The sequence below is a fragment of the Microbacterium sp. ABRD28 genome, assembly GCF_003850245.1.
Taxonomy (GTDB): Bacteria; Actinomycetota; Actinomycetes; order Actinomycetales; family Microbacteriaceae; genus Microbacterium.
On the sequence record NZ_CP031015.1, the window covers coordinates 3,192,440 to 3,213,245 of the forward strand.

Below are 20,806 nucleotides of genomic sequence, written 5' to 3' on the forward strand. Positions count from 1 at the left end.
ACCGCGGCCGAACCAAGGACAGCAGCGCCCGCAGGGGCAGCAGGCGCCCAGCCAGACCCAGCAGCGCCCGCAGGGGCAGCAGGCGCCCGGCCGCGCTCAGCAGGGGCCGCAGCGCCCGCAGGGGCAGCAGGCGCCCAGCCAGGGGCAGCAGCGCCCGCAGGGGCAGCAGGCGCCGCAGCGCCAGCAGGGGCAACCCCCTCAGCGACCGCCGCAGGGCGCGCAGCCGTATCCTGGTCAGCCTCCGACTCGGTCCGGGGCGACACTCGGCCGCATCCAACCGGTGCAGGTTCCGGTGAGCCAGGCGAAGTTCGCGCCCGGCTCCGGGCCGCAGCAGCCGGTTCCGCTGTACACCGATCCCGAACCGCAGCAGCCGCAGGGTCCGGTCGTCTCCACTCCGAGACGAGGTTTCCAGCCGAAGCGGGACGCCCCCGAGCGTCCCGCACTGGTCAATCCCTCCGCAGCGCCCGTCATGGCGAAAGCTCCGCCGCCCTTCACGGTACGGATGTCGCAGTTCCTCTGGGTGCTGAGCTTCGCCGTCGGCGCAGTGGCCGTGGTCTTCTACTTCGTCATCCGCGAAGACCAGCTGCCGTTGATCCAAGACGTCATCCGCGGGGTCAACGAGGGCCGCGACGACGCGACCTACGAGTCGGCAGCCGACATTCTCTTCTGGTCGGTGTTCGGCATCATGGTGACGCTGCTGCTCCTCCAGATCGCACAGTTGGTGTCGTTCTCCGGACGCAAACCCAACATCCGCTGGTGGCAGCTGGGGACGACCCTGGTCATGGGCGTCGTCTATCTGATCGCTCTAGAGTTTGTCGGGACCGGAGAGTACGGAGCCATGCTCGAGCAGCTCTTCATCGCGCAAGCCGGACTCGCTGTCCTCGCCCTGCTCTTCAGCACGTTCCCCAACGCTCTGCGCTGGACCGCTCGCCGCGTCGACGTCCGCCCCGCGGGCGGCGCGGAGGACTTCTGAGGCGATCTCTTCGAGGCTCCGGATGACCACGCGGCAGACCTCGACGGCCGCCCGCTCGGTGAGCGGGGACTGACTCAGCGAACGCCAGTAGGCGAGCTGCGCGTCGACCTCTTCGCGAATTGCCGCGTCGGTCGCCTCGTCGTCGAGTCCGAGTCGGGCGGTGGGCGTCACTCCCTGACCGCCGATGATGCGCTCGGCCGTCGTTGAATCCGTCGGACGCAGGGGAAGACCCGAGGCTTTGGCCTGCGACAGGAGCGACAACTCCCGCAGGGTGTGGGCCGTCGCGCGGATTCGCTCGATCCCGGCGAGGATGGACTGCGTCCCCTCGCGAGGGTCGTCCCGAATCGTCTGCTCCAGACCGTCGAGCACGCCGCGCACCTTCAGGTCTGCCCCACGCGTGCGGAACTGCTCGCGTACGAAGCCCTGAAGTTCATTCAGGCCGCTGTGCTGCACCAGCTGCTCTGCCAGATCGGTGGAGGTAGACGCGCCGCCGCGGATCAATGCCACCGCGAGCCGGACACCGAAGATGCCGAAACGGGCGAGGAGGTCCTTCCGCACCTTCTCGCTCAGCGTCGTCACCTCAGACGGGCGGGCGAAGCGATCGGCCGACACCATCAGGCGTTCGCGATCGTCACGCGGCAGGGCGGCGAGTTCTTTGAACGCCGCGTACTCGCCCTCACGGAGCGTTTTGGCACTCTCGGCGAGAAGGCCGGCCACGGGAACCACCCCGAGCGACAGCGAGGCCAGGTCGCCGTCCTTCTCGTACCGGCGGGCGACCTTCTGCGCCGAGAGCATCGAGTCGATGCGTCCGGAGCCGATCTCGTCGGCGCGCGAGAGCACCGCCACCGCATTCACAGTCTCGGACGACCCCGCCGCGGTGTCGCGGAAAGACTCGAGAAATTTCAGGTCGGAGGCGTGAAGGTGCCGCATGAGGTAGATGATCGCGTCAGCCGACGACGGACGCGCTTCGGGCACGAGGAAGGCCGTCGACCGGGCGGAGACGTCCGTCGACAATGAGGCGATGCCGGGGGTGTCGATGAGGATGACGGAGCGCAGACCGGTAGACGGCCATCCGACGTCGATCCAGGCGACCTCCTCGGCCGCGACGCCGTCGAGCTCGAGCACGAGGCGCCCCGCCTCACGCTTGATGGGCATCCGTCGCGGCTCTCCCTCGTGCGGGTGCAGCGTGATGCTCGGGGTTGTGGAGTAGCGGTACCAGGTCACCACCCGGGTGCACTCCGCCGCATCCGTGGGAGCGAGTTTCTCGCCGAGGATGGCATTCAGGAGCGTGGACTTGCCCGCCTTGACCATGCCGGCCAGGGCCAGCCTGAGCGGTTCGTGCAGGCGGCGGTGCAGGTCATCCAGAGCCGTCCGAGTGGCGGACGTCTCATCGTAGAGCTCCAGAGCCGATGCGAGCAGCTTCGCCGCATCGTCGCGTACCGAACTTGTCACCGCCGCACGGTCTCCAGCTGTTTGATGGCCGGCACATTCGGGATCTTGGAACGCACCGTTTCGATCTGGGCGATCTGCGCCTGCAGCTGCTTGACCCGCTGGTCTTGGTTCGCCGAGAACGAGCCCGCAGCCTGCTTGGCCGCGAGCACGGCCTCGGACAGCGAGCGATGGAGCTCGTCGGCGATGCTGCCGAAGTGGTCGCGCGCCGCGCGCTGCACCATACGAAGGCGGTCCTTCAGCTGCTTGGAGACCTGGAAGATCACCTCGTCGATGTGTCTGCGGACGATGTTCTTCGCCTCGAAACGGCGGCGCGACAGGCGGTTGCCCATGTCTTCGCGATACGCGCGACGTCCCACCAGCACACCGGCGAGGAGGGAGAGCGGGTTGATCAACGAGAGGCCGATGAGGCTGGTCGCAAGCCCGACCATGAGCACCCCGCCATAGGATCCGCGGACGCCGATGAAGATCTTCTCGCCCGCCCCGAGCGTACCCGCATCCAGATGAGAGATCTGGTCGATCGGATCGAGCACACCCGACGTGTCGGCCACGTAGACGAGAGGAATCTCGGTCTCGCCCTCTTGGAACAGATCCGCGACCTCCTCGCACAGCCAGCGTGAGCGCTCGTCGGTCCAGACGAAGGTCTCGGACACCGCGGCCGAGACGCGCTGGTCAAGCCAGTCCGTCATCTGCTCCCAGATGGGGCCGGGGTCACCCTCGTCGATGGCGTTCTCAGCCTCGCGCTGCACCCGGCGGAGGCGGTCGCGCAGGTCGTGCTCCATGTCGGAGATGAGGTCGGCGACGCCGTCGTTGAGCGCCGTCTGCCATTTCGACGAGCGCCCACGGAACTCTTCTGCGCGCGACTTGGCGTCTTCGAGCTGCGCGATCATGCGAGGGGTGTCTTCAGGATGCAGGATGGCGCTCAGTTCGGTGTTGAGCGACATCTGGAGCTGGTCGACGACGGAGACGAGATCGTGCACCGCTGAGCGAGCCTGGATGTCCTCCGCGCGACCGAGCACATCACGGCGCAGGTGCGAGACCAGGGCGGGGAAGCCCGACTCGTCGTTGAGTTCCCGATCCTGCATCTGCGCGGCCATCAGCCGCAGGTCACTCGAGACGGAGAAGACGGGAACCTCACCGACATCGCCGAGGTGGCCCCGATCGATCTGCTCGATCTCACGCCAGTGCGGGTAGAGGTCCGTCTTGGCGATGACCGCAGCCACGTTGGGTGACACCCGCATCGCGTGACGGAGGAACTGCACCTCGGGCTCGGTGTACTCCTGGGACGCGTCCGACACCAGGAGCACCGCGTGCGCGCTGGAGAGCGCCGCGAGGGTCGTCAGGGCGTTCGTCGAGTCCAGACCGCCGACACCCGGAGAGTCGACGAGGCGCAACCCACCCTTGAGCAGCTCGCGCGGCAGCGCGACCTCGGCACCGACGATGTGCTGTTCGTTCTGCGGGTTGCCTTTTTCCGACACGAAGTCGGCCAGCTTCTCGAGCGGAACCTCGAGCCGTTCGACGACACCGGGCTCACCATCCTTCTGCGTGACGACCCAGGCGCCGGGTGTTTCGGCATAGCCCACCGCCGTCGGCACACTCGTCGCGACGTCGTCGTCCACGGGGCACACCGGGGCGTTGACGAGGGCATTGATGAGTTTGCTCTTGCCCTTCTTGAACTCCCCCACCACGATGACGCGGACGTTCGGGTCCTTCAGGCGATCGCGGGTGTGGTGGAGCCGGTCCGCGAGGTCGCCTCGCCCGGCGGATTCCGCAAGCGTGCCAATGCTGTCGACCAGGGTGACGAGCGTCCTCCCGGTCTCACTCTGTGCCAGCGCCGGCAGTGCGACATCCTGACCCTGCTGCTCCTGTCCCTGCAAGCCCTGACCCGCCGCCACACGGCCGCCGTTCGTCTTCTCCGCCACGCATCCCCCTTGGTCGTGCATCCCCACTCACACGGTACGCCAATCTCCCCCGTGCGAGAACTGCCGCCCAGCCGGGCGGTAAACGCGCCTTGCCCGGCCACTCCCCAAGGGGTGGCCGGGCAAGGTGTGTTCGTTACAGAACCGCGTCAGATCAGAGGTTGACCTCGTCGATGACGGCGCTGCCGTCGCTGAAGAAGTTGCCGCTGTTCTCCCAGTCGAGATCGTTGTTGGTCTCGGTGTACTCGTACTCGTTGAACGCGTTGTCGAGCGCAACATCGATGTCGGTGTTGGTCGACGAGTCGTTGAACGAGTCGTCGATGTCCAGCTCGTACTCGTTGACCTCGGTCGAGGACTGGTCGTTGAACGAGTCGCTGATCGAGAGCGAGTTCCACTCGTTGCCGATGTAGACGTCGCCCACGGTGGTCTCGGTGACCGAGTTGTCGACGTCGACGTCGCCGCCGGCCGCGATGGACATGTCACCCGAGGCCACAGCGGCACCCTGGGCGAAGCCCTGGGTGACGTCGCCACCGGCTGCGATGTTCTGGTTGACCGACTGGTCGACGACCGTGGTGCGGTTGTCGATGGCGAAGGTGCCACCGGCAGCAGCAGCAGCGGCCGCGCCACCGGCGCCAGCGCCGTGGAACGCGTAGTCGTTGCCGACGTTGGTGTTGTACTGACGCATGCCGACGTTGATGGACTCGTCGGTCAGGTTGTAGTCGTTGTACGAGTCGGTGTTGCCGGAGTCTTCCCAGCTGTTCTCCGAGTTGTCGTTGTACGAGTCGTTGACCGAGTTGTCCGAGTTGTCGGAGTTGTCCGAGTTGTCCGAGTTGTCGGTCAGCTCGACGTCGAGGTCGACATCGATCGAGTTGTCCGAGTTGTCGGAGTTGTCGGAGTTGTCGGAGTTGTCGTTGAACGAGTCGTCCGCGTCGTTGTCGACCGAGTTGTCAGAGTTGTCGGAGTTGTCCGAGTTGTCGGTGTTACCCGAGTTCTCGTTGCCCACGATGCCGATGTTGTTGTCGTCGTTGTCAACGATGTTGTCGTTGAAGTTGTCTTCGATGTCAGGCATTCGCCCATCCCTTTCGCTGGAAGCCTTTGGCCTTGCTCCATCAGTGTCAGCCTCAGGTGCCACCGCTGGCATCCGGGATGACCCCGGAGCCTTCCGCGTTTCCCCTAGGGGTCCGGTGCGGGGTTTCGGGGTTCGGAGTCTCAGGGGTTTCGGGCCGGCGCACCCCGCCGCACCTAGGCTTACCGGGTGGACAAGGCCGAACTCGCCGCCCTCCTGACCCCCGAGGGACTGCGGCTCCTCGACGATCTGCCGCCGGTGAAGTCAGCGGCAGATGTCGCCGCCACCGTCTCGCGCCTGCGCATGGCCGGCCACTCCCCCGACCTCGTGTCCGCCGTGGTCGGGCAGGCCCGCCTTCGCGTACGCGCGACGACGAAGTTCGACGCCTTCGCTTCGGGCATGCTCTTCACCCGCGCAGGGCTCGAGCAGGCGACACGTCTGTCGGTTGCCGCGCACCACGCGCACCGCTTCCGCGCCGCGGGGATGGCGTCGGTCGCCGACCTCGGCTGCGGGATCGGCGGCGACGCAATGGGGTTCGCCGCTCTGGGCCTGCGGGTCACCGCGGTGGACGCGGACGAGGTCACCGCGGCGATCGCGGCCTACAACCTGGCTCCCTTCGGCGACCTCGCGACGGTGCGTCATGCGACGGCGGAGGACGCGGCATCCGATCTCCCGGCCCTCGGAAACCCGGATGCCTTCTGGCTCGACCCCGCCCGCCGCACCGCCGGCCACGGTGACACGACCCGCACCGCCTCCTCCGAGTGGTCGCCGCCGCTGGACTGGGTGTTCGACCTCGCCTCGCGCCACCCCACCGGCGTGAAGCTCGGACCGGGGATGGACCGCGACCTCATCCCCGACGATGTCGAGGCGCAGTGGGTGAGCGCCGACGGGTCGACGATCGAGCTGGTGCTGTGGTCGGGCGCACTCGCGCGCGAGGGCGTGCGCCGGGCGGCGCTGGTGCTCCGCGGCACCTCGGCGGTCGAACTCACCGCGCCGGCCGACACCCCGGACGAGCCGGTGCGGGCGCTCGGCGCGTTCATCCACGAACCCGACGGCGCCGTCATCCGCGCCCGCCTCATCGGCGAGGTCGCCCGCGCGCTCGGAGCGGGGATGCTGGCCGATCGCGTCGCCTACCTCACCTCCGACGCAGAGCTCACGAGCCCGTTCGTCTCGACGTTCCGGGTGCGTGAGACCCTGCCCACCGACATCCGGAAGCTCGGTGCGGCCCTCCGCGAGCGCGGAATCGGGCGCCTGGAGATCAAGAAGCGGGGCGTGGATGTCGACCCGGCGGCGCTTCGCACGAAGCTGAAGCTCCGGGGTGACGGTGAGGCGACCCTCATCGTCACCCGCGTGGCGGGTGCCCGCGTCGCGATCCTCGCCGATCGCGTGCCCGCCGCCTGAGTCAGGCGAACAGCTCGGCCTGCGTCGCGGCGAACCACAGCCAGCCCGCGCTGTAGACGAGGGACAGGATGCCGAGGGCGATCGCCCATCCGGCCATGCGGCGGCTTTCGAGCGGACGGAAGAGGGCCACGATCGCGGTCACCACGCCGACGAGTCCGAGCAGGAACCCCCACCCGACGAAGAGCGACACGACCAGTCCGACCACGGAGAAGAACAGAGCCCACGCGGCGAGCGCCGCGCGCGGCGGGGGGTCTTCCTGGGGCGCCCACATCACGAGCGGCTCGGGATCGGGGCTCGGCCCTGTCGCGGTCACCGCGACATCGACCGGCGCGGTCGGCGCGCGGTGGAAGCCGCCCCGGTGGTGACCGGGGAGCACCGACTCCTCACCGACGGGCGCGACGTCGTCGGTCGGAGGCTCGATGCGGGGGCTGCTGCCCTCGGGCGTCGTCACGGCCGCGCCCCTCCGGGCCTTGCCGCCACCTGGATCTCGATGACCGGCAACGTCGAATCCGCCCCGAACGCCAGGGTCGAGGGCTCGGCTCCGGAGGCGATCAGCTCAGCGGCGAGCGCGGCGATCATCGCGCCGTTGTCGGTGCAGAGCGAGAACGGCGGGATGCGCACCGCCACCCCGGCGGCCGCGGCGCGTTCGAGCGCGACCTCGCGCAGGCGCCGGTTGGCGATCACCCCGCCGCCGAGGAGAAGACGGGGCACCCCGTGATCGCGGCAGGCGTTGAGCGCCTTCGTCACGAGCACATCGACCACCGCCTCGCGGAACGATGCGGCGATGTCGGCGCGCCCGGCGTCATCCGCCAGCATTTCAGGGTTCGCCTCGGCGAAGCGGGCGACCGCGGTCTTCAGCCCCGAGAAGGAGAAGTCGTAGCGGTGCGCCGCCATGTCGGACGCCCGCGACAGCCCGCGCGGGAACGCGATGGCCGTGGGGTCTCCGGATGCCGCGGCCCGGTCGATCTCCGGACCACCGGGGTAGGGAAGCCCCAGCACCCGTGCCACCTTGTCGAAGGCCTCGCCGGCGGCGTCGTCGACGGTCTCGCCCAGCAGTGCGACGTCGCTGGTGAGGTCGCGCACCAGCAGAAGGGACGTGTGACCTCCGCTGACGAGCAGCGCGACGGTCGGGTACTCGAGGGGACCGGCGTCGTGATCGAGGATGTCGGCGGCGATGTGCCCCACGAGGTGGTTGACGGCGTACAGGGGTTTGCCGAGCGAGACAGCGAGGCCTTTCGCCGCCCCGATCCCGACCATGAGCGCCCCGGCGAGTCCCGGTCCCGACGTCACGGCGACCGCGTCGAGGTCGTCGAGGCCCACCTCAGCCTCGGCGAGCGCCGCTTCGATCGCGGGCTGCAGCGCCTCGAGGTGCGCGCGGGCGGCGACCTCGGGGACGACCCCGCCGTAGCGGGCGTGCTCGTCCATGCTGCTCGCGATCGTGTTCGACAGCAGGGTTCGCCCGCGGACGATCCCGATCCCGGTCTCGTCGCAGCTCGTCTCGATGCCGAGGACGAGGGGTTCGCGCCGGTTCATGCGGCACCCCCTTCCCGCGCCGCCAGCCGCAGCCGCATCACGATCGCGTCGACCCCCTCGCCCGGGTAGTAGTTGGGGCGGCGTCCGATCGCCTCGAACCCCTCCGAGGCGTAGAGGCTCTGGGCGGGGGCGTTGTCGGCGCGGACGTCGAGGAACACCTCGCTCACTCCGCGGCGAGCGGCCTCGTCGAGCAGCGCCTGGAAGATCGCGCGCCCGAGCCCGCGCCCGCGCACGCCCTCGTCGAGCGCGATGGTCTGCACGTCGGCATCCTTCGATCCCGCCGGTGCGCGCAGCCCCGCGTATCCGACCAGGCGTCCGTCCTCTTCAGCGACCACGTACCAGGTGTGGGGCGAGGCGAGGTCGGCGCGCATGACGTCGTCCGACCACGCGTCGCCGCCGAAGGCGGCGCGCTCGAGCACCATGATCGCGCCGAGATCGTCGACGCTCGCCGGGCGGAGGCTCACGCGGTCACCTTCTTCGGGGCGCCGGGGAGGGTCACATCCGGCGAGCGGAGATAGAGCGGCTCGGATGTCGCGAGCGTGCGCCCCGCCACCAGGGCCCGGGATGCCGCAAGCGCGACCATCGCGGCAGGAACAGCGGCCACATCCCGGCGCGCCGCGCCGAGCGCGGCCAGCCGGTCGTCGAGCTCGTCGCGCGGAGCGAGCAGGGGTCCGGTGGTGCGGACGGCCAAGCCGTCGTCATCCATCCCCTCGAACACCGAGTACGCGAACTCGCGCCGGCGCGCGTCGGTGACCACGGCGAAGGGCGCGGTGTCGTCGGAACCGGCGACGGCATCGGCGAGCAGCAACCCCAGCGCGGCGGCGTCGTGGCTGGGCACCGGGACGAGCGGGATGCCGCGCCCCAGCGCGAAAGCGCGCGCCGTGGCGATGCCCACGCGGAGCCCGGTGAAGGGGCCGGGGCCCATGCCGACGGCGACATGCGTGAGCGCTCCCGCGGAGGCGAGCACGTGCTCGAGAAGACCGCCGATCGCCTCGGCGTGTCCGAGCGGGTTCGGGCTGTCGGCCACGGCGAGCACGACGCCGTCGGGTTCGATCACCGCGGCCGCGGTGCCGAGAGACGTGTCGATGCCGAGAATCACCTCTCCAGGGTAGTCGGGCGAGCCGTGGCGCCCGCGGGAGCGGGGGCGCTACGGTGTGGGCAACAACGGTGTCAGCAGCAACACAGGAGAGTGTCATGGCCGCGTCTCGTCCCGTCGGAGTCACGATCGTCGCCGTCCTCGCGTGGATCTCGGGGTTCTTCAACATCCTCGGCGGCGCGCTGATCCTCATCGGCGGGGCCCTGGGGCAGGGGCCGCTGCTGCACCTCGTGCTGATCGCCATCCTCACGATCATCCTCGGGGTGATCATCATCGCGGTGAGCGTCGGGCTGCTGCGCGGCAGCCCCGGGGCGCGCCTGGTCGTCACGATCGTGTTCGTGCTGAACATCGTCAGCGCCGTGCTGCTCATCATCGGCGGCGCCGAGACGTTCTGGACGGGCTTCTTCTCCGCCCTCCCGGCGATCATCGGCCTCATCCTGCTCTACACCCGCCGCGCGAACGCGTTCTTCGGCGGCTGAGGCGCCCGCCGCGCGTCAGGGACGCCGGCTGATCGTCACGAACCGCGGCGCCTCCGCGTCGAGCTCCTCATCGGCGCGCGAGGGGCCGCCGCACATCGTGTCGGCGCCTCGTCCGCCGAGCTCGCGGTCGAGCTCGACCTCCCACCAGGTGTCGCGCAGGCCCTCGACCATTCCCCGACCCCACTCCACGACCACGACCGAGCGCTCGACATCGAGGTCGAGGTCGTCGAGCTCCAGCGCCGAGCCGAGCCGGTAGGCGTCGACGTGCACGAGCGGGGCGCCGCCGACGAGCGACGGGTGCGTCCGGGCCAGCACGAACGTCGGACTCTGCACCGGCCCGCGCACCCCGAGACCCCGGCCGATCCCCCGGGTGAGCGTGGTCTTGCCCGCTCCCAGTGCGCCGGTGAGGACGATCAGGTCGCCGGGGCGCAGCATCCGTCCCATCTCCTCGCCGAGCGCTTCCATCTCGGCCGACGAGGCGATCTCGCGTCGCCCGACGAGGGCGTCGAGTCCCGTCATCCGTCCACCTGCCGGCGGGGCACGCGCGCACCGATGCGTGTGACGATCTCGTAGTTGATGGTGCCGGCGGCGACGGCCCACTCATCGGCGGCGGGAGACCCGAGCGTCGGGTCGCCGAAGAGCACGACCTCGTCGCCGATCGCGACAGGGGCATCTCCGACGTCGACGACGAACTGGTCCATGGCGATACGCCCGGCGACATCGAACCGGCGGCCGCCGATCGTGACCGGTCCCGCTCCCGACGCCTGCCGGGGCACGCCGTCGGCGTACCCGAGGGGCACGAGCGCGAGGGTCGTCTCGCGGCGCGTGCGGTAGTCGTAGCCGTAGGAGACCCCCGTGCCGGCCGGCACGCGGCGCACGTTCGCAACCGCGGCGCGCAGCGTCATGGCGGGGCGGAGGCCGAGGTCAGCCGACCCGCGGTCGGCGAAGGGCGACAGACCATAGATGCCGATGCCGATGCGCACGCAGTTCAGGCGGGTCTCGGGGAGCGCGATGGCCGCGTGGGTGGCTGCGAGATGGCGGAGGGGCGGGGCAAGACCCACGGATGCCGCGGCACCGAGCGCCTCCTCGAACCGCGCGAGGGCGGCGCGGTCGTCGTCGGCGGAGGCGTTGGAGAGGTGGCTGAAGATGCCGATGACCCGCAGCTTGCCGATGCGCTCGAGGCGGGCGGCCTCGGCGAAGGCGACGCGGGCGTCGGAGGGGGTGAGGCCGTTTCGGGAGAGCCCGGTCTCGACCTTCAGATGCACCGCGACCGAACGCTCGCCCGAGGCGGCGGCCGCCGCGGCCTGCAGCTGATCGAGGGTGGAGATGCCGAGCTCGATGCCGTGCGCCGCCGCTTCGGCGAACGACGCGCCGGGCGCGTGCAGCCACGCCAGGATCGGGGCGCGGATCCCCGCGCGACGAAGAGCCAGCGCCTCGGTGACGTCGGCGACGCCGAGCCGGGTCGCCCCGCCCTCGAGCGCCGCGGTCGCGGCGCGGACCGCACCGTGACCGTAGCCGTCGGCCTTGACCACCGCGATGACCTCGGCGCCGGTGAGGTGGCGGAAGTGGCGGACGTTGTCGGCGATCGCTCCGACGTCGATGACGGCCTCGCGCATGGTGCCGGCGGCGCGCCTGGTCATCCGATCATTCCTTCGTTCTTCTCGACGATCACGTACGCCACGGCGAAGCCGGCGTCGTGCGACATCGACAGGTGCACCGACGAGATCCCGCGGTCGACGATCACGTCGGCGGTGCTTCCCGACAGGGTGAACTGGGGGCGGCCCGACGACTCGTTCCACACTTCGATGTCGGTCCAGTACACGCCGTCCGAGCCGCCGAGCGCTTTGATGAGCGCTTCCTTCGCGGCGTAGCGGGCGGCGAGCGACCGGGGCTTCAACGCCCGCTCGGCGGGAGAGAAGAGGCGCTCGAGAAGGCGCGGGGTGCGGTCGAGGGTGGCTTCGAAGCGGGAGATGTCGACCAGGTCGACGCCGATGCCGGCGATCATCCGCTCTCCTCTCCCGCGGCTGTCACCCTATCAACGGCGGCGTGGTGTCGAGCGCGGGGCCGCGGCAGCCGGCGGGTGTCCCCAACTCCTGCAGAATGGCGCCCGGGCGGCTCCAGGGCCCGGAATCAGACCCGTGCGGCCGATTCTGCAGGAGTTGGGGACGATCAGCGTCGGCGATCAGGCCTTGCGCTGACGCCGGAGGACAAGCATCACGCCCGCGACGAGGAGCAGGAGAGCGGTCGTTCCCGCGGCGAGGAGCGGCGCGGCCTCTCCCCCGGTGGCGGGGAGCGGACCCGACGAGCCGGATGACGCGGTCGAGCCCTCATCCCCCGCTCCCGAGCCGGGGCCATCGCCTCCACCGGTTCCCGGCAGCGGATCGACCGGCGCTTCGCCGGGCGCCGCGGCGACCTGCAGCGTCGTCCAGCCCACGGCGCCGTCGACGTCCTGAGCCACGAGCACGTGGTCGCCGAGCGTGGTGCCGGTGGGGACCACCACGCGAACGGTGCCGTCTGCGCCCACCTGGGTCCAGGTCCCGAGCGCGGTGGGTGCGGAGTGCAGCCAGAACTGCACCCACGTGCCCGGCGCCGCGCCGCCGACCTCAACGGTGAACGGGTCGCCGATGCGCACGCTCGCCGGTGCGGTGATCGCACCCTGCAGTGCGGGGTCGAGCTGGTCGGGCATCACCGGCACCGACGGCTCGGTGGGTCGCCCGTCACCCGGCTCCTCGCCGTCACCCGGCTCCTCGCCGCCCCCCGTCCGCACGACGACCGTGCGCACCTCGGAGTCGGTGGTGGCGCCGTAGGGGTCCATCGAGGTCACGAACCAGCCGTGGGTGCCCTCCCCCGGCTCCCACGCCGCGGTCAGGTCGGTGCCGCTCTCGACATCGTCGAAGTCGGCGATCGGGCTGGTGGTGAGGATGTCGGCGCGGAACGCATCGGTGGCGAGCACCTTCTGCGCCGGCGCGATGCCGAGGGCGGTGTAGGGGATCGCGAACTCCTGGTGCTGCACCTCGAGCGTCGGATCGTCGGCGTTGTAGTCGGCGAGCGAGGGGCTGTAGGTGCGGGAGAGGATCTGCCCCGTCTGATTGTCGAAGTGCATCAGGCGGAGGTAGCCGAGGCCTCCCTCGGCGAGGCCCTGGTAGTCGAAGAGCACCTGGTAGACCTGGCGCTCGGCGACTCCGTCACCGTCGTCGTCGAACCCGTCGACCCGGGTGAACGCGTCGTGGTAGTGGCCGGAGAAGACCGTCCGCACGTTCGGGTTCGGGGCCACGACCTCGTCGTAGATGCGCTGCGGAATGGGCCCGAGGCCGCCCGTCGTCAGCATGTACTCGTGCAGGTTGAGCATGACGGTGCGCTCGGGATAGCGGGAGATGACGTCGTTCATCCACGCGATCTCCGCATCGCCCGGGCCCCATCCCATGTAGAGCATCAGGAAGTCGATGCCACCGGCGGTGACGAGATCGTAGTGTCCGCGGTTGTCGAGGTAGTCGCCGCCCCACCACGGGTTGTCGGCGAACCGCCACGCGCCGAAGAACGCGCTGAAGTTCGTGTAGTTCGCGTCGAAGGCTCCCACGTCGTGGTTGCCGGCGAGCACCCCGTAGGGCAGACCCGCCTCATCGAGTGCGGCATACGCGGGGTCGGCCCGCTCCCACTGCGCCAGGTCCTCGGCGATGTTGACCACGTCGCCGGTGTGGAAGAGGTACTGCAGGTTCAGGTCGCTCCGCTCCGCCAGCAGGTAGTCGTGGATCGCCACCTGGTGGTTGTAGAACGTCTCGTTGTAGTACTGGGTGTCCGACTCCCACGCGAAGGTGAAGTCGTACGCCGATCGAGGCGTGTCCTCAGGGTGGGCGGGCTCCACGACGGTGTCGCGGGTGGAGAGGTTCGAGCCGGCGAAGCCCTCCGAGTGCTGCACGAGCACGGTCACCGTCCCCTCGGCCGCGAAGCCGTCGACGGGCACCATCGCCTCGAGCGTGAAGGACGTCGGCGCGCCGTCGGTCGTCACTGCGCGGTCGAATTCCTGCCAGGCGCCGTCGGTCCCGAGGGCGTAGAGGAGCACCTTCGCGTCGGCGTTGGCCGACCCGTCCCACCTCACCCTCACGCGGGCGTCGTCACCGGCGTCACCGGGGACCGCCACCTCGAACAGCTGGTACGGGAAGGCGGTGTCGGATGTCTGCGTGAGCGCGCTCTCGTCGAGCCGGCCGATGGCGCTCACCTCCTCCGCGGTGAGCCCGCGCGCGCCGGTGCGGTCGGTCGACAGCGCCGTGCCGATCTCACCGGTCGTCGCCTCGATGCCGGCACCGGGCACCGTGCGGACCGCTTCCCGGAACGACACGTCCAGGCGGTCGCCGGTCGGATCGGTCGCGCGGGCGGTGAGGTCGATCGGGTCGCCGGTGTCGAACTCGGCGCCGTCCTCGGGCGAGAGGAGCTCGTTGCCGGGCTCTTCGACCGGGGTTTGGAACGTCACCGTCCGCTCGGCACGGTTGCCCGCGGCATCCACCGCAGTGAAGACCACGGTGTGCGCGCCGTCGGCGAGGAGGAGCGAACCGGTGGTGTAGGGAAGCTCGATGGCTCGGCCGTCCAGCGTGGCCGTGAGCGCGGACACCCCGGCTCCCGCATCGCTCGCGGCGGCGTCGATGGTGAACTCGCCCTGGTAGAGGCGCCCCTCCTCGAGGTCGGTCGTGACCGCGGGCGCGGTGTTGTCCACGTTCACGGCGACCTCGACGGCGTCGTCACCGGCGCTCGCCCGGACGCGGTGGGCGCCGTCGGCGGCGGCCGTGGTCTCCCACAGGTGGCCCACGGCCGTGCGCGCGTCGCCGGGGAGAGCGAAGCCGGCCTCGAAGACGTCCAGACGCCCCTGGCTGTCGCCCATCGGCACGATCGCGGTCGGGTCGGTGTATCCCTCGGGGGCGAGGGTGCGCCCGTCGGGGAGGATCAGGCGGATTCCGCGGATCGTGAAGTCGTCGTTGTTCTCGTTCGGGTCACGGTCGGTCTTGGCCTTGGTCCCCGCCCAGACGCCGAGGTCGACGCGCTCTCCGGTGAGGTACGACACCGGGACGGGCACCGTGATGGTGGCCCAGTCGGCGTAGGTACCGCGGTCGAAGACGTGCAGCACCTCATCGCCGATACGCACGCCATTGCGGAACAGGGCGTCGGTGCCGCTCGCCTCGAAGGCGAAGACCGCCGGGTTCTCCAGGCGCGGGGTCGTTTCGACCTCGACGCCGTCGATCGACAGACGGATGTCGGAGGGGAAGGTGTTGCCGCCCGCGACGATCTCGGTCGCACCCGACACCCACTGGCCCTCCTGCAGCTGCAGCCGCACCGGCGAGGAGTCGACACCGGCCACTGCGACGCGCCGGACGTCGGTGACGGTCTCGTTCGCGCCGTCCCTGGCGATCACGCGGTACTCGAACCACGTCTTGCCGGTGAGGTCGACGGCGGGGATCACATGGCGGTAGGTCACGCCGTCGGCGCCCGCGAGCAGCGTGTGGCGCAGCGGCGCGGCGTCGAGGTTGCTCGCGACCTCGATCTCCACCGTCCGCACCTGCCGATCGTCGGTCACCGTCATCTGCAGCGGGAAGTCCGCGCCAGGGGTGATCTCAGGCGCGGTGGCGTCGGTGACGGCCGGGGCCGCGGCATCCATCGGGGTGACCATCAGCCCACCGGGCACCTGCTCCCGGTAGATCGCACCGGGGGTTGCGGGCGCCGTGCCGAGCTTCTTCTGCACCAGGAGGTCGTCGGGGTTCACCGCGTACTGCACCGGCTGGTCGGCGGTGACATCGTCGACGCCACCGAGGTTGTAGTAGGCGCGGTTCATCGCGAAGCCGGTGTTCGTGACGATCTCGAGACCTCGCGGCGAACCGTTCGCCATGCCGCCGCTGGCGATCTCGAACAGGTCCTGCCCGGCGACGAGGGCGCTGCCGAAGTGCCTGTTGAAGTCGTCGGCGGTGAGGGCGTCGTTGGCGCCGTTCTTGATCCAGAACACCAGGGTGGCGCCGGGGGCGACGACGGAGTCGCGCACGGTGGCGGGCCACAGCACGGTGTTGGAGTTGGTGAGGTCCTCGAGCGGGTAGAGGTATTTCAGCGTGAAGTCTCGGAACGCGATGGGTTCGGTGGTGGCGTTGTAGATCTCGATGAACTCGTACCCGTCGGCACCTGCGACGTTGGCGGTGTCGGGGGCGATCTCGGTGATCTGCAGCGGTGCGGTCACCAGCTGCGGGTCGGCGACCGGAACGAACGGCGCGGGCACGAAGGCCGCCGGATCCACGACGCCCGGGGTCGGTGCGGCGAGAGCGCGGAGCACGGTCATCTGGGTGGCGGTCGACGCCTCGGGGAGCCGGTAGTCCACGCCGAGTCCGGCGCCGACCTCGTCGGCCCGGTAGCGGGCGGCGGAGATCTCGACCGGGTCGGCGCCGTCCGAGGCCGGGGCGAGAAGACGGATGCCGCGCTCGGCGCTGTTGGCGAAGCCGGCCTGTCCCGCGAGGGGGACGACGACGACATCATCACCGGCGCCGTAGAACGCCCGGAAATCCCCGGCGGTCAGCCCGTCGGTGTTGGGCGCGTACTGGAGCCACAGCACTGCGACACCGTTCGCGGGGATGATCGAGCCGGCCGGTACCGTGAGGTCCTTCTGGCCGGAGAGGAAGTCGTAGCTGATGCGGACGTCCGTACCGAGATCCACCGCGCGGTCGGTGGTGTTGGCGATCTCGATGTACTCGAACCGGTCGGTGCCGGTGGTGTCGGGCGCGAACTCGGTGATCAGCAGATCGCGGGCTGTCAGCGGTGCAGCGGGTGCGGTCTCGGTGGGGCCGGGGGTCGGTTCGCTCGTCGGCTCCGGCGTCGGCTCGCTCGTCGGCCCCGGCGTCGGTTCCACTTCCGCGAGCCGGCCGGGGGTCGCGGGCGCGAGGGTGGCGAGGGGCAGGGCGCTCGTCCCCGACTGCGGCGGCCCGAACGTTGCGGCGAGGTCGGCGCCGAAGGCGCCCGCCGCGGCGAAGGAGTGGCTCATCTCCGTGCCCGCCGCGGTGACACGGATGCCGCGCGAGCCGCCGTTGGCGATGCCGGGCTGTCCTTCGACCCGGACGACGTCGTAGTCGGTCTCGGGCTGCGTCGCGGCGAAATGCGCCCGGAAGTCGTCGACCGATCGGGCGAAGCTGTCGACGCTCCCCGAGGTGTAGCTGAGCCACAGGGCCACCGTCGCGCCCGGGGCGATGACGGTGCCCGCCGGGGTGGTGAGCACGACATCCCGCGCGGTGTCCGACGCGTCGGCATAGGTGTAGGCGAAGTCGATGCTCTCAGCGTCGAGGTCGATCGCCCGATCGGTGGTGTTGTGCACTTCGAAGAACTCGAAGTGATCGGCGCCGACGTTGTCGGCGACGATCTCGGTCACCACGAGAGCGGGTGACGGCAGAGATTCCGCGGCGGCGACAGGCGCCGCGAGAGCTACGGAAGCAGCGGCGAGGACGGGGACGAGGACAAGCGCGGGCAAGGAACGGCGTCGGCGAGGCATGGATCACTTTCGAGTTGAGGCCCCCGTCGTCAGAGGGCCTCGGCCACGCTAGGGATGCCGCACAGCGCCACGGGTCGCACCGGTGAACGGCTGCTGAACGGGGCGGAAAAGCTTTGCCCGTCAGCCCGCGGCGTACGCCGACCGCAGGAGGCGTTGACCGCCGGCGGGTGTCCGCAACTCCTGCAGAAGTGCGCCCGGGCGGCTCCAGGCCCCGAGATCACACCCGCGCGGCCGATTCTGCAGGAGTTGCGGACGACGGGACGCCGCGAGCCGGCCGCCCGCCGCTACTCGACCGTGACCGACTTGGCGAGGTTGCGCGGCTGGTCGACGTCGAGGCCCTTCGCCGTGGCGAGGCCCATCGCGAAGATGTGGAGCGGCACGACGGCGAGGAGCGGCTCGAAGAGCGGGCCGGCGAGCGGGATGCGCAGCACCTCGTCTGCGGAGGGCAGCACCGCGACATCCCCCTCCTCGGCGATCGCGATCACGCGCGCACCGCGGGCCTTGATCTCTTCGATGTTCGACACGACCTTCGGGTGCAGCACCGCCGACCCGCGCGGCGACGGCACGATGACGAACACCGGCTGTCCCGGCTCGATGAGCGCGATCGGGCCGTGCTTGAGCTCGCCGGCGGCGAATCCCTCGGCGTGGATGTACGAGATCTCCTTGAGCTTGAGCGCACCCTCGAGGGCGATGGGGTACCCGACGTGGCGGCCGAGGAAGAGCACCGATCGGGTGTCACCCATCCAGTGCGCGAGATGTTCGATGCGCTCCTGCTCGGTGGCGAGGATGTGCGCGATCTTCTCGGGCACGGACTCGAGCTCGTGGGCCTGCTCGGCGATCTCGGCGGCGCTCAGCGTGCCACGCAGGCCCGCGATGTGGAGGGCCAGGAGGTACAGCGCCGTGATCTGCGCGACGAACGCCTTCGTCGAGGCGACGGCGACCTCGGGACCCGCGTGGGTGTAGACGATCGCGTCCGACTCGCGGGGGATGGTCGCACCCTGCGTGTTGCAGATCGACACGGTCTTCGCCCCCTGCTCGCCGGCGTACTTGACCGCCATGAGGGTGTCCATCGTTTCGCCTGACTGGCTGATCGAGACCACGAGCGTGTCGGGGGTCAGCACCGGGTCGCGGTACCGGAACTCGTGCGCGAGCTCGACGTCGACCGGCACCCGCGCCCACTGCTCGAGGGCGTACTTGCCCGTCATCCCCGCGTAGGCGGCGGTGCCGCAGGCGATCACGATGATGCGAGAGATGCCGGTGAAGAGGGCGTCGAGTCCGTCGAGCTCGGGGATGGTGACGGCGCCGTCACGGATGCGACCGCGCAGCGTGTTCGCGACGGCCTCGGGCTCCTCGGAGACCTCCTTGGCCATGAACGACGACCAGCCGCCCTTGTCGGCGGCCGAGGCGTCCCAGGTCACTTCGAACCGCTCGACCTCGACCGGGTTGCCGTCGAAGTCGGTGACCTCGACGCCCTCGGGCGTGATGGCGACGATCTCGTCCTGCCCGATCGCGAGGGCGTCGCGGGTGTGCTCGACGAAGGCCGCGACGTCGGAGGCGAGGAAGTTCTCCCCCTCGCCGAGGCCGATCACGAGCGGCGAGTTGCGGCGCGCACCGACGACGAGTCCCGGCTGGTCGCGGTGCATGGCGAGGAGGGTGAACGCACCTTCCAGGCGCGCGGCGACGTCGCGGAACGCGGCGACCAGGTCGCCCCCGCGTGCGCGGTACGCACGACCGAGGAGCACGGCCGCCACCTCGGTGTCGGTCTCGCTCTTGAAGGTGAAGCCCTCGGCGAGCAGCTCGGACTTCAGGGCGGCGTAGTTCTCGATGATGCCGTTGTGGATGACGGCGAGCCTGTCGTCATCCGCCAGGTGCGGGTGGGCGTTGTCGTCGGTGGGTCCGCCGTGGGTCGCCCAGCGGGTGTGCCCGATGCCGGTGGTGCCGTCGGCGAGGGGGTGGGTCTTCAGATCGTCGCGGAGGATGCCGAGCTTGCCGGCGCGCTTGCGCATACCCAGATCTCCGCCACCGTCGATGACCGCGATGCCGGCGGAGTCGTATCCGCGGTACTCGAGACGGGCGAGGCCCGAGAGGAGGATGGCCTGGCTCTGACGCGGGCCCACGTATCCGACGATTCCACACATGGGCTCCATCGTACGAGCCGGGGTATGTGAGGCCTCTGAACGAATCCGTGTGGAAGAAGCGGGAAAACAGGGGGCCCGACAGGGGGTTTATCCCCCTTGCCATTCATGGAACCGCGGACGTATGCTTCCCGCACCCCCGCTCGGAACCCGATCCGACGAGGGAATACCGAACAGCTCTGGGAAGCCTCCATCACTGGGGTTTCGCTGACTCGCGCACGGTGGCTCATGCCGCCGCATGCGTGGCTTCGCGGGCATGGTGAAGCCTTCCCCGAGGGAGGTGATGCCGCGCCATCGTGCGCTCAACGGGGTGTGCGCGTGCGCACGCCATGCGACTGGGGAGAAGCAGTCCGTCCTCGCTTTTGTGTGTCGCCGTGCCCGACGGTGACGCCCTCGCCATACAGCCCTGCTCGCCGACCTTCCGTTTGCCGAACCGGAGAGAGCAGGACCCGTGAGTATTCACACCCTGAGCGTCGTCATCCCGACGCTCAACGAAGCCAGAAACATCGAACACGTCTTGGGGCTCCTTCCCGACACCGTCGACGAAGTCATCCTTGTCGACGGCGGATCGACGGACGCCACGGTCGACATCGCCCGTGAGGTACGACCCGGCATTCGCGTCCTCGGTCAGACCCGGCCGGGAAAGGGCAGCGCGCTGGTCACCGGCATCCTCGCCGCCACCGGCGCCGAGATCGTCACCATCGACGCCGACGGCTCGATGGACCCGCGCGAGATCGATCGTTTCGTCGCCCCCCTGCATGCCGGCGCCGACTACGTCCGGGGCAGCCGTTTCTCCCCCGGTGGCGGAAGCGCGGACATCACGGCCGTGCGGTTCATCGGCAACAAGATGCTCAACGCTCTGGCGAACCTGTTGTTCGGAACCAGCCACAGCGACCTCTGCTACGGCTTCAATGCGATGACCCGCGAGGCCGCGTGGGCGCTGCACCTCCCCGATCCGGCCGACGGCACACGTCTGCGGCACTGGGGAGACGGGTTCGAGATCGAAACGCTCATGCACGTCCGTGCGGCGAAAGCGAACCTTCGCGTGGTGGAGGTGCCGAGTTTCGAGGCATCCCGCCGCTTCGGCGAAAGCAACCTCTCCGCTGTCCGCGACGGACTGAGGTGTCTCCGCACGCTGCTGTTCGAGCGCTTCGTCGGCGCCTCGATCGCCTCGGTCGTGGGCACCGAGAGGCGCACCCGCGCGAAGGTGACCGCCGAACTCGCAGGTGAAGGCGAATGAGGCACTCC

Annotated in this window: 15 protein-coding genes; 3 read left to right on the forward strand and 12 right to left on the reverse strand. The window is 70.0% G+C overall.

Annotated elements, in window-relative coordinates:
* Positions 1-805 precede the first annotated feature (805 nt).
* From DT073_RS15425 to DT073_RS15890, 3 genes are all read right to left on the reverse strand, one after another.
* Complete coding sequence (locus DT073_RS15425; RefSeq protein ID WP_124294191.1) at positions 806-2,425, reverse strand: dynamin family protein; 1,620 nt, start codon at positions 2,423-2,425, stop codon at positions 806-808.
* Positions 2,422-4,344: a dynamin family protein gene (locus DT073_RS15430; protein WP_240638642.1), complete on the reverse strand. Its 1,923-nt coding sequence runs from the start codon at positions 4,342-4,344 to the stop codon at positions 2,422-2,424. Before DT073_RS15430 ends, DT073_RS15425 begins: the two co-directional genes overlap by 4 nt.
* Positions 4,345-4,495: 151 nt before the next feature.
* Positions 4,496-5,410 carry a hypothetical protein gene (locus tag DT073_RS15890; RefSeq protein ID WP_164478220.1) on the reverse strand — a complete coding sequence of 305 codons (915 nt, stop codon included), beginning with the start codon at positions 5,408-5,410 and terminating at the stop codon, positions 4,496-4,498.
* Between the two features lie 186 nt (positions 5,411-5,596).
* On the opposite strand from DT073_RS15890, the gene DT073_RS15445 reads away from it, so the two are divergent.
* Positions 5,597-6,808: a class I SAM-dependent methyltransferase gene (locus DT073_RS15445; RefSeq protein WP_124294194.1), complete on the forward strand. Its 1,212-nt coding sequence runs from the start codon at positions 5,597-5,599 to the stop codon at positions 6,806-6,808.
* A gap of 1 nt (position 6,809) precedes the next feature.
* Here the strand turns inward: DT073_RS15445 and DT073_RS15450 are convergent, their stop codons facing one another.
* Genes DT073_RS15450 through tsaB form a run of 4 tightly spaced genes read right to left on the reverse strand, consistent with a single transcriptional unit; the run spans position 6,810 to position 9,440 of the window.
* The gene (locus tag DT073_RS15450; protein ID WP_124294195.1) at positions 6,810-7,259 is read right to left on the reverse strand and encodes a hypothetical protein; all 450 of its coding nucleotides are present in this window, start codon (positions 7,257-7,259) and stop codon (positions 6,810-6,812) included.
* Positions 7,256-8,341 (reverse strand): tRNA (adenosine(37)-N6)-threonylcarbamoyltransferase complex transferase subunit TsaD, encoded by a 1,086-nt coding sequence (tsaD, locus tag DT073_RS15455; protein ID WP_124294196.1) that lies wholly within the window; start codon positions 8,339-8,341, stop codon positions 7,256-7,258. The genes DT073_RS15450 and tsaD overlap by 4 nt, the downstream gene beginning before the upstream one ends.
* Positions 8,338-8,805 (reverse strand): ribosomal protein S18-alanine N-acetyltransferase, encoded by a 468-nt coding sequence (gene rimI, locus DT073_RS15460; RefSeq protein WP_124294197.1) that lies wholly within the window; start codon positions 8,803-8,805, stop codon positions 8,338-8,340. The genes tsaD and rimI overlap by 4 nt, the downstream gene beginning before the upstream one ends.
* On the reverse strand, positions 8,802-9,440 hold the full coding sequence (gene tsaB / locus DT073_RS15465; RefSeq protein ID WP_124294198.1) for a tRNA (adenosine(37)-N6)-threonylcarbamoyltransferase complex dimerization subunit type 1 TsaB: 639 nt from the start codon (positions 9,438-9,440) through the stop codon (positions 8,802-8,804). The genes rimI and tsaB overlap by 4 nt, the downstream gene beginning before the upstream one ends.
* Before the next feature lie 95 nt (positions 9,441-9,535).
* Here tsaB and DT073_RS15470 point away from each other — a divergent pair, with 95 nt between their 5' ends.
* Positions 9,536-9,916, forward strand: a complete 381-nt coding sequence (locus DT073_RS15470; RefSeq protein ID WP_124294199.1) for a hypothetical protein — start codon at positions 9,536-9,538, stop codon at positions 9,914-9,916.
* Positions 9,917-9,931: 15 nt separating this feature from the next.
* Here the strand turns inward: DT073_RS15470 and tsaE are convergent, their stop codons facing one another.
* The 5 genes from tsaE to glmS all read right to left on the reverse strand — a co-directional run bounded on the left by tsaE (position 9,932) and on the right by glmS (position 19,561).
* Positions 9,932-10,435: a tRNA (adenosine(37)-N6)-threonylcarbamoyltransferase complex ATPase subunit type 1 TsaE gene (gene tsaE / locus DT073_RS15475; RefSeq protein ID WP_124294200.1), complete on the reverse strand. Its 504-nt coding sequence runs from the start codon at positions 10,433-10,435 to the stop codon at positions 9,932-9,934.
* Positions 10,432-11,556 carry an alanine racemase gene (gene alr, locus DT073_RS15480; protein WP_124294201.1) on the reverse strand — a complete coding sequence of 375 codons (1,125 nt, stop codon included), beginning with the start codon at positions 11,554-11,556 and terminating at the stop codon, positions 10,432-10,434. Before alr ends, tsaE begins: the two co-directional genes overlap by 4 nt.
* Positions 11,553-11,921, reverse strand: coding sequence for a holo-ACP synthase (locus tag DT073_RS15485; protein ID WP_124294202.1), 369 nt, complete (start codon positions 11,919-11,921; stop codon positions 11,553-11,555). The genes alr and DT073_RS15485 overlap by 4 nt, the downstream gene beginning before the upstream one ends.
* Positions 11,922-12,098: 177 nt before the next feature.
* Entirely contained in the window at positions 12,099-17,303 is a 5,205-nt protein-coding gene (locus DT073_RS15490) for a lamin tail domain-containing protein (protein ID WP_124294203.1), read from the reverse strand.
* A gap of 404 nt (positions 17,304-17,707) precedes the next feature.
* Positions 17,708-19,561 (reverse strand): glutamine--fructose-6-phosphate transaminase (isomerizing), encoded by a 1,854-nt coding sequence (gene glmS, locus DT073_RS15495; protein ID WP_124294204.1) that lies wholly within the window; start codon positions 19,559-19,561, stop codon positions 17,708-17,710.
* A gap of 448 nt (positions 19,562-20,009) precedes the next feature.
* Here glmS and DT073_RS15500 point away from each other — a divergent pair, with 448 nt between their 5' ends.
* A complete protein-coding gene (locus tag DT073_RS15500; protein ID WP_205782956.1) occupies positions 20,010-20,798 on the forward strand; it encodes a glycosyltransferase family 2 protein in 789 nt (262 codons plus the stop codon).
* The last annotated feature ends 8 nt before the right edge of the window (positions 20,799-20,806 follow it).

Coding starts and splice junctions, on each gene's coding strand:
- tsaE (WP_124294200.1), bottom strand. CDS start 10,435: ATGACGGGACTCGACGCCCTCGTCGGGCGACGCGAGATCGCCTCGTCG.
- DT073_RS15890 (WP_164478220.1), bottom strand. CDS start 5,410: ATGCCTGACATCGAAGACAACTTCAACGACAACATCGTTGACAACGAC.
- tsaD (WP_124294196.1), bottom strand. CDS start 8,341: ATGAACCGGCGCGAACCCCTCGTCCTCGGCATCGAGACGAGCTGCGAC.
- DT073_RS15470 (WP_124294199.1), top strand. CDS start 9,536: ATGGCCGCGTCTCGTCCCGTCGGAGTCACGATCGTCGCCGTCCTCGCG.
- alr (WP_124294201.1), bottom strand. CDS start 11,556: ATGACCAGGCGCGCCGCCGGCACCATGCGCGAGGCCGTCATCGACGTC.
- DT073_RS15485 (WP_124294202.1), bottom strand. CDS start 11,921: ATGATCGCCGGCATCGGCGTCGACCTGGTCGACATCTCCCGCTTCGAA.
- glmS (WP_124294204.1), bottom strand. CDS start 19,561: ATGTGTGGAATCGTCGGATACGTGGGCCCGCGTCAGAGCCAGGCCATC.